Consider the following 13415-nt stretch of genomic DNA (forward strand, 5'->3'; position numbering starts at 1 on the left):
ATGTTGTTTGAGGTCCGCTGCGGTCGTCCGCGCGGACCTGTCTGAAGATCAATTGTCTGAAACGATGGTCTTGAGACCACCGCCGGTCAAGATATCGGCGAAACCGCCACGCTCGTGGATCGAGAACACAATAATCGGGATCGTGTTCTCCTGCGCAAGCGCAACCGCGGTCACATCCATCACGGCAAGACCCTTTTCCAGAACTTCCGCGTGGGTAAGCTGGTCGAAGCGGGTGGCCGTCGGATCCTTCTTCGGGTCGGCCGTATAGATGCCGTCCACCTGCGTGCCCTTGAACAGGGCTTCTGCGCCGATTTCGGCCGCACGCAGAGCGCCGGCACTATCGGTCGTGAAGAACGGGTTGCCGGTACCGCCGGCAAAAATCACCACCCTGCCCTGCGACAGATGATGCAGCGCCTGGCGCTGAGAGAAGCTTTCGCAAATTTCCGGCATGGAGATCGCCGACAGCACGACCGTATCGACGCCGAGCTTGCGCAGCGATGTCGCCAGCGCCAGTGCGTTGATCACAGTACCGAGCATGCCCATGTGGTCGCCGGTGACGCGGTCGCCACCCTTGGAGGCAACGGCAACACCGCGGAAAATATTACCGCCGCCGACAACGATCCCGACATCGACGCCCATACGGCGTGCATCGGAGATATCGGCAGCGATACGGTCGGCAACGTTGACGTCGATGCCGAAACCCTGGCTACCCATAAGGGCTTCACCAGAGACTTTCAAAAGCACGCGTTTGTAGATTGGCTGGGCAGACATGGATACTCCTTCGAGGCTCGCACCGCCAAGCCCGATACACGAAGGGCACCGCGTTGTCACGCGATGCCCCTGTGATTATTGATATTGTATAGAGATATCAGCCCTTGGAAACGGCTGCGACTTCAGCTGCGAAGTCGGTCTCTTCCTTTTCGATGCCGTCGCCGAGCAGCAGGCGAGCCATGCCGGTGACTTCGATCGGAGCGCCGACTTCCTTTTCGGCAGCCTTGACAGCTTCGCCGACGGTCAGGTCAGGATTGATGACGAAAGCCTGCGACAGAAGGGCGACTTCTTCGAAGAACTTGCGCATGCGGCCTTCAACCATCTTTTCGATGATGGCTTCCGGCTTGCCGGATTCGCGCGACTGTTCGATGAAGACGTTGCGTTCGCGCTCGGCGACAGCAGCATCGACTTCTTCCGAACGGATGGCGAGCGGAGCCGTTGCAGCGATGTGCATGGCAACCTGGCGGCCGATGGCGCTGAGGGCTTCCTTGTCGCCGGTCGACTTCAGGGCAACCAGAACGCCGAGCTTGCCGAGACGATCGGCGGCAGCGTTGTGGATGTAGGTCGCGACAACACCGTCTTCGACTTCAAGGGCAACCGAGCGACGCAGGCTCATGTTCTCGCCGATGGTGGCGATCGCATCCTTGATGGTGTCGGAGACCGACTTGCCGGTTGCCGGATAGGTGGCTTCGCTAACGGCTTCAACGGTGCCATCGGTGGTCAGCGCTACGTCGGCAATGCCGCGAACCATGACCTGGAAAGCGTCGTTACGGGCAACGAAGTCGGTTTCGGAGTTGACTTCGACGACGACAGCCTTGGTGCCGGTCGATGCAACGCCGATCAGGCCTTCAGCAGCCGTGCGGCCCGACTTCTTGTCGGCCTTTGCGATGCCCTTGGCGCGCAGCCAGTCGATTGCTGCTTCGATGTCGCCGTTGTTTTCGGTCAGCGCCTTCTTGCAGTCCATCATGCCTGCGCCAGACTTTTCGCGCAGTTCCTTCACCAGTGCAGCGGTGATTTCAGCCATTGTGAGCCTCTTGTCGGTTCGAGTTGCGTGCCGCCGGAAAAACCTCGGCGAACTCAAGGTTTTGGGAACGAATGTACCCGGAAGTGTGACAGGGTGATGAAGATCATCACCGGCCTGTCGTCTCAACCGCTGACGTCATTGCTGCGGGAGGACAGGTCCTTAAACGGCCAAGGCCAGGGATTGTGATCTCTGGCCTTGGACGAATTCGCAAAGATGGAGCGGTCAGTGCCGCTCCGCCCCAGACAATTAAGCCTGAGCTTCGGCTTCGCCTTCGAGAGCCGGCTCGATCGGAGCTTCGGCCATACCGCCGAGGTCACGACCGGAAGCGCCCTGCTGGCGAGCGATGCCGTCGATGGCAGCGCGAGCGATCAGGTCGCAATACAGCGAGATGGCGCGCGAAGCATCGTCGTTACCCGGGATCGGGTAGTCGATGAGGTCCGGATCGCAGTTCGAGTCGATGATAGCAACGACCGGGATGCCCAGGCGCTTGGCTTCGTCGATAGCGATCTTTTCCTTGTTGGTGTCGATGATCACCATCAGGTCAGGGGTGCCGCCCATGTCGCGGATACCGCCGAGAGCCTTGTCCAGCTTCTCGCGTTCGCGCTCGAGGTTCAGGCGCTCTTTCTTGTTGTAGCCGGACTGTTCCGAAGCCAGGATCTCGTCGAGCTTGCGCAGACGGGCGATCGAGTTCGAAATGGTCTTCCAGTTGGTCATCATGCCGCCGAGCCAACGCGAGTTGACGTAGTACTGGGCAGAACGCTTGGCCGAATCGGCGATCAGCTCGGAAGCCTGACGCTTGGTGCCAACGAACAGAACGCGGCCGCCACGGGCAACGGTGTCCGAGATGACCTGCAGGGCGCGCGACAGCATCGGAACGGTCTGCGCGAGGTCGATGATGTGGATGTTGTTACGATCGCCGAAAATGTACGGCTTCATCTTCGGGTTCCAGCGGTGAGTCTGGTGACCAAAGTGAACGCCTGCTTCAAGCAGCTGGCGCATAGAGAAATCGGGCAATGCCATGCCTTGTTATCCTTTACCGGTTGAACCTCCGCAAGGCGAACAGCACTCTCTTTTGAGAATGCCACCGGGCGGAACTGCCCGGATTTCTCCCGGACGATCCCATGCCTTACGTGTGGAATATTGGTGCCCATACAGCGCTTCGCCCGTCAGATCAAGGCGAAGCGTTAAAAAAGATTGTTCGATGATCAATCGTCAGGGCACGGCCACATTGCCGGCGCACGCAAACCCTTCGGCAATTTCGTCTCCGCATTGCCGCAGGACAGATCGACCTGCGACTGCGCCAGATCAACAGCGCCGGATAGATCCAGCCCCTCGATGCGGGTCAGGAACATGAAAGCCCGATCGAAACGCGGTGCGGTCGTGAATATCGCCTTGCTGAGATCGGCGCGCGACAGGTTTGCGAGCGTGAAATCCACATCGGTCAGATTTGTCTTGTCGAAAGACGTCCGGCCGAGTTCCGCCTTTTCGAAATTGGCACCGGTCAGATCGGCACCGCCGAAATTGGCGCGCTGCAACTCCGCCGACTCGAAACTGGCACCCTTGGCCGAAACGTTCTGCAAGCCGGCGCGATAACCTTCGGCCCGCGAAAAGTCCGCCTTGTCGGCGGTCGATCCGGTGAACCATGCACGAATGATACGGGTCTTCTGCAGATTGGCGCCCGTCAGGTTGTTGTTCCTGAGGTCGGTCATCGAAAAATCGGCTTCCGAAAGATTGGCGCCCTGAAAGTCGTTGCCCGACATCATCAGGTTTTTCTTGACGCAGCCGCTCCAGTCGACCTTGGCGGCAGCCGATGATCCACAGCTGCCGGCGCCGCTCGCGGCCGGCGCAACGAGGTAACTTGCGCCGGAAATCACCGTCGCCAAGAAAAGACCGGAAAAAACACCTGACTGCCGATACATAGCGCCCGAATTCCAACCCAATTTCGAAATTCTCCCCATATATATGGGGCAAACCAATGACGACGTCATCACTTTCCGCTGATAAACTGTCGTTTATTTACAGTCCGGCGCGCGGTCGAGCACTTCCAGCTTGGCAAGCTGCCCGGTCAGGACGAAATCGCCATAATCCATGGTCAGATCGCGGGTGATGCCGTTGTCGTAGAGCTTGAACGACATGCGGTAGACGGGAACCGCATCGCCTGTGCCGCTATCGTTGAAATAGGCGATCGTCACAGGCCAGTAGGCCTGTTTGGAGAACTGCCCCGCCTGCCCTGCATCGCTGTCATCGGCTTCCGGCGTCTGCTTCTTGCCAACCACCGTCGAGGTCAGAAGGCTCTTGTCGCCGTCTTCGGAACCGTCAAAAATCCGGGCTTCGAAGAAGCGCTTTCCCTTGCGGGCATTGTCGAGAACATCGAGCATATGCTGGGTCGGGAACTGGCTCGGCGTCAGATCCAGCTCGCGCGTATCCGGCTTCTGCAACTCGACCTTGACGCCTGTTGAAACATTGGTTGCCTCGCCGCTGACCTGCTTGTCGAGTTGCTCGTCGGTGAACGACTTGGTCTCGAAACGGAATTCCTTCAGGTCGGCATTTTCGAAGGTCGTCGTCTGCTGATCGGTGGTGCGCTGGTCTTCGCCGGTATCGGTCTTGGTCACGAAGCGGAAATTCGTGGTAAAGCCGGTGCAGGCCGAGCCGGTGAACTCATAGACCATGCGGCCATACATGCCTTCGATACCCGAGCGCTCCGAAACATCCTTGAGCTTGAGATCGTAGACGGCCCGGTGCGGGATCAGTGCGCGCGCACCTTCGACGCCGGCGGCGGCAGATGTGGCGGTCGATGCCATCATCGTCGCTGTGAATGCCAGCCCGAGCGTCAAACGAAACATTCAATCTCTCCTATCGGACTCACGGCGCAATGTTATAAGAACGCCATCGAGTAATGCTTATCGTCCTGCATGCAGGATTTCTGCACATATTACAACAAAAGCCGGAGACCGAAATGTCCGATGCCATCGAAAGCCGCCTGACCGAACTGGGGATCACCCTGCCCGTCGCAGCAGCGCCCGCCGCCAATTACGTATCCTACGTCATCAGTGGCAACCTGCTCTACATCTCCGGTCAGCTACCAACCGAAAATGGCAAGCTTGAGATCAAGGGACTTGTCGGCCAGGACGTCGATGTCGCGGCCGCCAGCCGCGCCGCGGAACTTTGCGCGATCAACATTCTTTCGCAGGCCAAGGCAGCGCTTAACGGCGATCTCGGAAAGATCAAGCGCGTCGTCAAGCTTTCGAGCTTCGTTGCGTCTGCTCCGGGCTTCACCGATCAGCATATCGTCACCAATGGCGCATCGAACCTGATCGCCAACGTGCTCGGCGAAGCCGGCAAGCACGCCCGCGCTGCCGTCGGCATGGCTGCACTTCCGCTCAACGCCGCCGTTGAAATCGAAGCCATTATCGAGATCGACGCATGACTTCTGCAGCCTGGATCAAGGAACTGCCGGTCGCCCATCGCGGCTACCACGACATGAACAACGAGATCTGGGAAAACACGCTGTCCGCCTTCGAGCGGGCAGCGGTCGCCGGATTCGCCATCGAATGCGACCTGCAGCTTTCCGCAGACAGCGAAGTCATGGTTTTCCATGACGACACGCTGGACCGTCTTTGCGGCATCAGCGGTGATGTACGCGAGCGCACCGCCGCAGAACTCGGCATGCTGTCGATCGGCGGCACCAAGGACCGCATCCCGACGCTGAAGCAAATGCTGAAGCTGGTGGATGGGCGCGTGCCTCTGGTCATCGAGATCAAGGGACGCACCGCCGAACTGGATGACGGTTTTGTCGAGGCTGTGCTGGAAGTGCTGGAAGGCTACAAGGGCACGGTTGCCCTGATGAGCTTCGACCACCACATCCTGCGCGACCTGAAACGTGTGGAAGCACCCTACCCGCTCGGTCTCACCGCTATGGGCGACAAGCCGGATGATTTCTTCAAGCACGATGATGCCATGCATCTGGGTTTGGATTTCATCTCCTATCACTGGCCGCACCTGCCCAACAGTTTCATCACTGCACAGCAGAAAGCTGGCATTCCCATCATCACCTGGACGGTGAGGGATGAAAATGCCCGCGAACATACCTATAAGTATGCAGACCAGATGACCTTCGAGGGTTTTGACCCGAGGGAGACTTCTGCGCGTTAACAAGCAGACCTGCCCACATTCGAAGAGACGCATGACCGGAAATCTCACGATCCGCATCGAAAACTCTTTCAAAGCGATCAGCCCTGAGGGCTGGTCGCGCCTTTCCGGTACCCACCGGGGCGGCACCCTGCCCTATAATCCATTCCTGTCGCATGCCTATCTCTCCGCACTGGAAGAGTCGGGCTCGGCAACCGCCAAGACCGGTTGGCACGGCCATCACCTGCTGCTCGAAACCGAAGGCGGCAAGCTGATCGGCGCCATTCCCGGCTATCTGAAAAGCCACAGCCAGGGCGAATACGTGTTCGATCACGGCTGGGCCGACGCTTTCGAGCGTGCAGGCGGGCGTTATTATCCAAAGCTGCAATGCACCGTACCCTTCACGCCCGCGACAGGGCCACGGCTGCTGACGGCCGAGGGCTACGACGCCGATGTGATGCAGGACACGCTGGCAGCCGGCTTGCAGGAAGTCACGCGACAGCTCGGCATCTCATCCGCGCATGTCACCTTCGTGCGGAAAGAGGAACTGCCGGCGCTGGAGGATGACGGTTATCTGCACCGCACCGACCAGCAGTTTCACTTCATCAACAACGGTTATGCCGATCACGCCGCCTTTCTGGACACGTTATCGTCGCGCAAGCGCAAGGACCTGAAAAAGGAACGCCGCGCCGCACTGGAAAATGGCATCAGCATCGACTGGCTAACCGGATCGGACCTGACCGAAGAGATCTGGGATCAGTTTTTTACCTTCTACATGGACACCGGCGGCCGCAAATGGGGCCGGCCATACCTCACACGCCAATTCTATTCTCTGATCGGCGAGCGCATGCCGGACGACATCCTGCTGGTGATGGCCAAGCGCGAAGGCAAATACGTTGCCGGCGCCATCAACTTCATCGGCGAGGATGCGCTTTACGGCCGCCATTGGGGCTGTATCGAGGATCATCCCTTCCTGCATTTCGAGGTCTGTTATCATCAGGCCATCGATTTTGCGCTGGAAAAGGGGCTGAAACGCGTCGAGGCCGGGGCGCAGGGCGAACACAAGCTGGCGCGTGGTTATCTGCCCGTCACCACCCATTCGGCCCATTACATCGCGCATCCGGGCCTTCGAAACGCCATTGCCGATTATCTCGAGCGTGAACGGCGTGACGTCGAGGAGATGAGCGGTTACTTGAGCGAACACAGCCCGTTCCGCAAAGGCGAACGGCAGGAACAAGACTGAAGCGCGGAAAAGCGCAACGACGGAGAGGATTTATCCATGAGCGGCATCGCCTATGACGACGGCAACATCTTTGCAAAGATCCTGCGCGGCGAAATTCCCTGCCACCGCGTTTATGAAGATACCGATACGCTGGCCTTCATGGATGTGATGCCGCAGGCGCCGGGACATCTGCTGGTGATCCCCAAGCAGCCTTCGCGCAACATGCTGGATGCCGATCCGGCCGTTCTCGCCAAGACCATTGCGGTCGTGCAGAAACTGGCCCGAGCAGCGCAGGACGCGTTTGATGCCGACGGCATCTACATCGCCCAGTTCAACGAACCGGCGGCAGGCCAGACCGTATTCCACCTGCATTTCCACATCGTGCCACGCCATGAAGGCGAAGCCCTGAAGCCGCATTCCGGCAAGATGGAAGATGGCGAAATTCTCGCTGCAAACGCAGAAAAGATCATCGGCGAACTCGGCAACTGATCAACATCAATTCGGTGACTACGTCATCCTCGGCCTTATGCCGAGGATCTAATCACATCAATGATATCAATCGCTTGCAGATCCTCGGGACAAGCCCGAGGATGACGACGGAGGGGTTTTCGATCTTTGTCGGCAGTTTGAGACGGGCATCACTGAACGACTCTACGGCTGCAGAAACAGCAACCCGGCAATGAGGATGGCGATCGGCACCAGCACGCCGACCGCCACTCTTTTTCCTGTCCCCAGGAAAACCGCAAAACCGATACCGGCGGCGGCGAGACGCAGCCAGAGCGGTGAGTTGGCAAGCGTGCCGGTCGGGAAAACGATCAGCTTGGCGGTGACCGCCATCACCAACGCCGTCGCAACGGCCCTCACCCAATAGAGCGCTTCGGAATCCTCGTTGAGACGATGGCCGATCAGAACGCCCATCCAGCGCCAGATGTCGGTTGCCAGAAAGCCGGCAACCACGATCACCACATACGTCCACCAGCCGTCGGCCATCACACCCGCCCTCCACCGGCCTTGCGACGCCGATAACGATCGATCAGATACGCGACCGTGCCGCCCCCAATTCCGGCGACCAGCACATCAAAACCCGGCACCACCAGCGCCAGCGTCGGCCCTGCAACGATACCGATGACAAAGGCGATTTTCACCACCGGCTGCACCGCGCTCGCCCAGATCGACGCGATGAAATAGACCGGCGTAAGCATGAACAGCGCACCGGCGACCACTGGCGGGAATTGCGACACGACGCCGTAACTGACACCGACGATCAGCGTGTTGGTCAGCGTCAGCGTCATGCCGAAACCAGCGAAATAGGCGACGCGAAAATCCCTCGGCACATCGCGCAGATGCCGCGAGGCAAACACCCAGGATGTGATGGCGATGAAATGCGAAACGAACAGCAGCATCGGCAGCGGCGTCTTTTTCGTGCGCATTTCCGGCATGATAGACGCCACCATCGGCATCATGCGGATCGACGACAGCGTCACCGCAAGGAATGACGCGGCGATATGTGCATTGCCGAGCATGCTGCCGACGAGAATCATCTGCGCGGGCAGAGCCCAGATACCGAGCGTCATCGCCACCGCTTCGCCACGCGTCATGCCCGATTCCAGCGCAAAGGCGCTGAAGCCGACATAGGACGTCATCAGAATGAAGGCCGGCAAGGAAATGATGCCGCGCATGCCTGTGAAGAACCAGCCGAGATTACCGCGAGGTGGAGACATGAGCTGTCCGGTTGTCGTTCATCAACCGGCCTACAAAAACGACGATGCCGGGACAAGCCCGGCATCGCCAACTTTCAACGAACCGTCGGGGAACGGCTCACTTTTTCTTCGGCACCTTCGGTACGGCGCTGCTCTTTTTGGGTACCGGCTTGATCGGCTTTTCCTCGGCAATCACTTCGCCATCATCCGCAGCCTGCGCCTTCGCAGAACTTCCGCCCTTGGTTTTCGGTGCAGCTTTCTTGGCCGCCTTCGGCTTCGAAACCTTGCCCTTTACCTCGTCGGCTGCGTCCTTGACCTCGGCCTCCGGCTTCGGCTTCACCGGCGCGGTCTCGGAAATGCAGTCGAGCTTCAGCGTGCTCTTGCCATCCTCGTCCTTGCCGACAGTGACGTTGACCACACCACCCTTGCGCAGCTTGCCGAACAGGATCTCGTTGGCGAGCGGCTTCTTGATGTGTTCCTGGATGACACGCGACAAAGGCCGTGCGCCCATCTTTTCGTCATAGCCCTTTTCGGCCAGCCAGGCGATCGCATCCTGATGCAGGTCGAACGTGACGTTGCGCTCAGACAGCTGGGTTTCCAGCTGCATCACGAACTTCTGCACGACCTGATGAATGACTTCCGTCGGCAGCGGTGCGAACGGGATGATCGCATCGAGACGGTTGCGGAATTCCGGCGTGAACAGGCGGTTCAATGCCTCTTCGTCTTCACCGGTGCGCTTGGAGGAACCGAAACCGATGGCGGCCTTGGCCATTTCCGAAGCGCCCGCATTGGTCGTCATGATCAGGATGACGTTACGGAAGTCGATCTTCTTGCCGTTGTGGTCGGTCAGCGAACCATGGTCCATGACCTGCAGCAGGATATTGTAGATATCCGGATGCGCCTTCTCGATTTCGTCGAGCAGAACCACGGAATGCGGATGCTGGTCGACGCCATCGGTCAGAAGACCGCCCTGGTCGAAACCGACATAACCGGGAGGCGCGCCGAGCAGTCGCGAGACCGTGTGGCGTTCCATGTATTCCGACATGTCGAAGCGCAGCATTTCCACGCCGAGCGACGAGGCAAGCTGTTTGGCGACTTCCGTCTTGCCGACGCCTGTCGGGCCGGAGAAGACATAGGAGCCGATCGGCTTGTTCGGTTCGCGCAGACCCGCACGGGCAAGCTTGATCGCGGTCGACAGTGCCTCGATCGCCTTGTCCTGACCGTAGACGACGGAACGCAGTTCCTTTTCCAGGTTGGCGAGAACCATCTCGTCATCCTTGGACACCGTCTTTGCCGGGATGCGGGCCATCGTGGCGATCGTCGCCTCGATTTCCTTCTCGGTGATCAGCTTGCGGCGCTTGGAGGCCGTCAGCAGCATCTGCGCCGCACCGGTCTCGTCGATCACGTCGATCGCCTTGTCCGGCAGCTTGCGGTCGGAAATGTAGCGCGCCGACAGTTCGACAGCCGCCTTGATCGCCTCGTTGGTGTAACGCAGCTTATGGTATTCTTCGAAATAAGGCTTCAGGCCCTTCATGATCTCGATCGCATCATCGATCGACGGCTCATTGACGTCGATTTTCTGGAAACGACGGACCAGAGCCCGGTCCTTTTCGAAGAACTGGCGATATTCCTTGTAGGTGGTCGAACCGATGCAGCGGATCTGCCCGGAGGACAGAGCCGGCTTCAACAGGTTGGACGCATCCATGGCGCCGCCGGACGTCGCACCCGCACCAATGACGGTGTGGATTTCGTCGATGAACAGGACGGCACCCGGAAAATCTTCCAGTTCCTTGACGACCTGCTTCAGACGCTCCTCGAAATCACCGCGATAACGGGTACCGGCGAGCAGCGTGCCCATGTCGAGCGAGAAGATCGTCGCGTCGGCCAGCGCTTCAGGCACCTTGCCTTCAACGATACGTTTGGCGAGACCTTCGGCGATCGCCGTCTTGCCGACGCCCGGATCCCCCACATAAAGCGGGTTGTTCTTGGAACGACGGCACAGGACCTGAATGGTGCGGTTGACCTCGGAATGACGACCGATCAGCGGATCGATACGGCCATCCTTGGCCTTGTCGTTGAGGTTGACGCAATAGGCCTTGAGTGCATCTGCCGGCTTCTTGGTCGCACCATCGTCCTGCTCACGCGAGGAGGAGGATTTTGCGTCCGCATCGCCCTCTTCGGCACCACGCGGCGTGCGCGCCTGCGAAGCGCCGGGCCGCTTGCCGATGCCGTGGCTGATATAGTTGACCGCATCATAACGCGTCATCTCCTGCTCCTGCAGGAAGAAGGCGGCATGGCTTTCGCGCTCGGCAAAAATCGCGACGAGCACGTTGGCGCCGGTCACTTCTTCACGGCCGGAAGACTGGACGTGAATGACGGCGCGCTGGATGACGCGCTGGAAGCCGGATGTGGGTTTAGAATCCTCGTCGTAACCGGTGACGAGATTTGCGAGTTCGTTATCGACGTAATCGGAAACCGTCTTGCGAAGGTTATCCAGATTGACATTGCACGCGCCCATGACAGCCGCCGCATCGGAATCGTCGATCAGCGCAAGGAGCAGATGCTCCAGCGTTGCATATTCGTGGTGCCGCTCATTGGCGAAGGTCAGTGCCTGATGCAGCGCCTTTTCGAGACTAGGCGAAAATGTTGGCACGGCGTTACCTCACTTCTTTTCCATAACACATTGCAGCGGATGCTGATGCTGTCGGGCGAAATCCATGACCTGACTTACTTTGGTCTCTGCGACCTCATACGTAAAGACACCGCATTCCCCCACGCCGTGATTGTGAACGTGGAGCATGATGCGCGTCGCCGCGTCGAGGTCTTTCTGGAAAAAACGCTCCAGAACATGAATGACGAACTCCATGGGCGTGTAGTCGTCGTTCAGCAAAAGCACACGGTAGAGACTTGGCTTTTTGGTTTTCGGTTTCGTTCGGGTGATGACCGACGTCCCGCGATTACCGTTGTCGCCGTCTCCGTTTTTCTCGTCCTGCATAAAGATCGGCGTTGCGATCATCGTCTTTTATTCCTCAGTCGTCCAGCAACCGATCCTTGGGAGGTGATCGAACCAGACGTTGGACCTTTAACTTAGTTCATTCGCGAAGGATTTTAAGCCCTCCGCTCGTCTGCGCAATCACAATTCCGAAAAGGAGCAACCCATAGGACGGAAAATCGGGACTGCTGGAAGCATCAGATCACCCCGACAGCGAAGAACATCGCTGATGCGGTGAATATAGGAGCGGCGGCTCATCGAAAAAAGATGCGCCCGCAAGCTTGCGCCGAACCGACGTGCTCACATCGAGAGCCATCAACGAAAAAGCGGGCCTGAAAGCCCGCTCGTATCGTCTTCGATCTGGATATCGATCAGAGATCGACGTCGAGGATAGCCATCGTGAAGTTGTAGGAGCGCTCTTCGTCCTCGTCATCGATGTAAACCACACCGAGGAATTCGTCGCCGGCATAAACTTCGGCCGAGTCGTCCTTGCGCGGGCGCGCCTTGACCACGAAGGTCGGATTGAAAACGCGCTTGAAATAGGCGTCGAGTTTCTTGATTTCGTCCGGTTTCACTGGCGTTTCTCCGTCTGCAGTTCGCGTTGCGGCGCTTGTGGCATGGGTTGGCGGGAAATGTAAAGACGGGAAAAACCGCCATCCTCTACGATGAGAATGGCGAGATAGAGCGCAGGTCCGGAAGCGTCAATCCTCGGAAAGCACCATCTGGTTCATCACGCGCGAAGGCTCCGAGCAGCCGGCGTTACCGACAACCTTTGCGGGAACTCCGGCGACGGTGGTGTTATGCGGCACGGATTTGAGAACCACCGAACCGGCGGCGACACGCGAGCAATGACCGATCTCGATATTGCCGAGGATCTTTGCCCCTGCCCCGATCAGCACGCCATCGGCAATTTTCGGATGGCGATCCGCGCCTTCCTTGCCGGTGCCGCCAAGCGTCACGCCATGCAGGATGGAAACATTGTCGCCGATGATCGCCGTCTCGCCAACGACAAGACCGGTGGCATGGTCGAGAAAAATCCCGCGACCGATGCGCGCTGCGGGATTGATATCAGTCTGGAAAACGCTGGACGACCTGCTCTGCAGATACAAAGCGAAATCACGGCGACCACGGTTCATAAGCCAGTGCGCGAGACGGTGCGTCTGCAGGGCATGAAAGCCCTTGAAATAGAGAACCGCCTCGAGGAAGCGCAGGCAGGCGGGGTCGCGATCGTAAACGGCCTGGATATCCACACGCAGGATACCACCCCATTCCGGCCAGTCCGCCAGCATTTCCTCAAACGTCTGACGCAGCAGAACGGCCTGCAGATCAGGATGATCGAGGCGTTCGCAGATCCGGTGGATGACGCAATCTTCAAGCGATCGGTGGTTCAGCACCGTCGAATAGAGAAATGCGGCCAGCAGCGGATCGTGTTCCGCGCCGGCGCGTGCCTCGTTGCGCAACGTATCCCAGATCGGATCCACCATTGCGACGGCATCCTTCTGCAGGGCCTCGTGACGTGCGGACATGGACACTTCCTCGTTTCTTCAGGCGCTCATTATATAGAACAATTTTGCGACG

General features: G+C 58.7%; 15 protein-coding genes. 4 read left to right on the forward strand and 11 right to left on the reverse strand.

Annotated elements, in window-relative coordinates:
- Positions 1–48 precede the first annotated feature (48 nt).
- The 5 genes from pyrH to AAIH70_RS00320 form a co-directional block, all read right to left on the reverse strand.
- Positions 49–771 (reverse strand): UMP kinase, encoded by a 723-nt coding sequence (gene pyrH / locus AAIH70_RS00300; protein WP_132273491.1) that lies wholly within the window; start codon positions 769–771, stop codon positions 49–51.
- Between the two features lie 97 nt (positions 772–868).
- Positions 869–1795, reverse strand: coding sequence for a translation elongation factor Ts (tsf, locus tag AAIH70_RS00305; RefSeq protein ID WP_132273490.1), 927 nt, complete (start codon positions 1793–1795; stop codon positions 869–871).
- Between the two features lie 246 nt (positions 1796–2041).
- Positions 2042–2815 carry a 30S ribosomal protein S2 gene (gene rpsB / locus AAIH70_RS00310; RefSeq protein WP_132273489.1) on the reverse strand — a complete coding sequence of 258 codons (774 nt, stop codon included), beginning with the start codon at positions 2813–2815 and terminating at the stop codon, positions 2042–2044.
- Positions 2816–3000: 185 nt separating this feature from the next.
- Positions 3001–3753, reverse strand: coding sequence for a pentapeptide repeat-containing protein (locus tag AAIH70_RS00315; protein WP_165932014.1), 753 nt, complete (start codon positions 3751–3753; stop codon positions 3001–3003).
- 54 nt (positions 3754–3807) lie between these two features.
- Complete coding sequence (locus AAIH70_RS00320) at positions 3808–4638, reverse strand: cell envelope integrity EipB family protein (RefSeq protein ID WP_132273486.1); 831 nt, start codon at positions 4636–4638, stop codon at positions 3808–3810.
- Between the two features lie 113 nt (positions 4639–4751).
- On the opposite strand from AAIH70_RS00320, the gene AAIH70_RS00325 reads away from it, so the two are divergent.
- From AAIH70_RS00325 to AAIH70_RS00340, 4 genes are read left to right on the forward strand one after another with little or no spacing between them, the layout of a single operon-like run.
- Entirely contained in the window at positions 4752–5222 is a 471-nt protein-coding gene (locus AAIH70_RS00325; protein WP_132273485.1) for a RidA family protein, read from the forward strand.
- Positions 5219–5947, forward strand: a complete 729-nt coding sequence (locus AAIH70_RS00330; RefSeq protein ID WP_132273484.1) for a glycerophosphodiester phosphodiesterase — start codon at positions 5219–5221, stop codon at positions 5945–5947. Before AAIH70_RS00325 ends, AAIH70_RS00330 begins: the two co-directional genes overlap by 4 nt.
- 31 nt (positions 5948–5978) lie before the next feature.
- Positions 5979–7166: a GNAT family N-acetyltransferase gene (locus tag AAIH70_RS00335; RefSeq protein ID WP_430032707.1), complete on the forward strand. Its 1188-nt coding sequence runs from the start codon at positions 5979–5981 to the stop codon at positions 7164–7166.
- 36 nt (positions 7167–7202) lie between these two features.
- Positions 7203–7634 carry an HIT family protein gene (locus AAIH70_RS00340; protein WP_132273482.1) on the forward strand — a complete coding sequence of 144 codons (432 nt, stop codon included), beginning with the start codon at positions 7203–7205 and terminating at the stop codon, positions 7632–7634.
- Between the two features lie 162 nt (positions 7635–7796).
- Here the strand turns inward: AAIH70_RS00340 and AAIH70_RS00345 are convergent, their stop codons facing one another.
- The 6 genes from AAIH70_RS00345 to cysE all read right to left on the reverse strand — a co-directional run bounded on the left by AAIH70_RS00345 (position 7797) and on the right by cysE (position 13363).
- Positions 7797–8138: an AzlD domain-containing protein gene (locus AAIH70_RS00345; RefSeq protein ID WP_165931996.1), complete on the reverse strand. Its 342-nt coding sequence runs from the start codon at positions 8136–8138 to the stop codon at positions 7797–7799.
- Positions 8135–8866, reverse strand: coding sequence for an AzlC family ABC transporter permease (locus AAIH70_RS00350; RefSeq protein ID WP_132273480.1), 732 nt, complete (start codon positions 8864–8866; stop codon positions 8135–8137). Before AAIH70_RS00350 ends, AAIH70_RS00345 begins: the two co-directional genes overlap by 4 nt.
- A 97-nt stretch (positions 8867–8963) precedes the next feature.
- Complete coding sequence (gene clpA, locus AAIH70_RS00355) at positions 8964–11498, reverse strand: ATP-dependent Clp protease ATP-binding subunit ClpA (protein ID WP_430032712.1); 2535 nt, start codon at positions 11496–11498, stop codon at positions 8964–8966.
- Between the two features lie 9 nt (positions 11499–11507).
- Complete coding sequence (clpS, locus tag AAIH70_RS00360) at positions 11508–11861, reverse strand: ATP-dependent Clp protease adapter ClpS (RefSeq protein ID WP_132273478.1); 354 nt, start codon at positions 11859–11861, stop codon at positions 11508–11510.
- 347 nt (positions 11862–12208) lie between these two features.
- Positions 12209–12412, reverse strand: a complete 204-nt coding sequence (locus tag AAIH70_RS00365; RefSeq protein ID WP_132273477.1) for a DUF3126 family protein — start codon at positions 12410–12412, stop codon at positions 12209–12211.
- A gap of 126 nt (positions 12413–12538) precedes the next feature.
- The gene (gene cysE, locus AAIH70_RS00370) at positions 12539–13363 is read right to left on the reverse strand and encodes a serine O-acetyltransferase (RefSeq protein WP_132273476.1); all 825 of its coding nucleotides are present in this window, start codon (positions 13361–13363) and stop codon (positions 12539–12541) included.
- Positions 13364–13415: the final 52 nt, after the last annotated feature.

The organism is Neorhizobium sp. BT27B (assembly GCF_050455485.1).
GTDB lineage: Bacteria > Pseudomonadota > Alphaproteobacteria > Rhizobiales > Rhizobiaceae > Neorhizobium.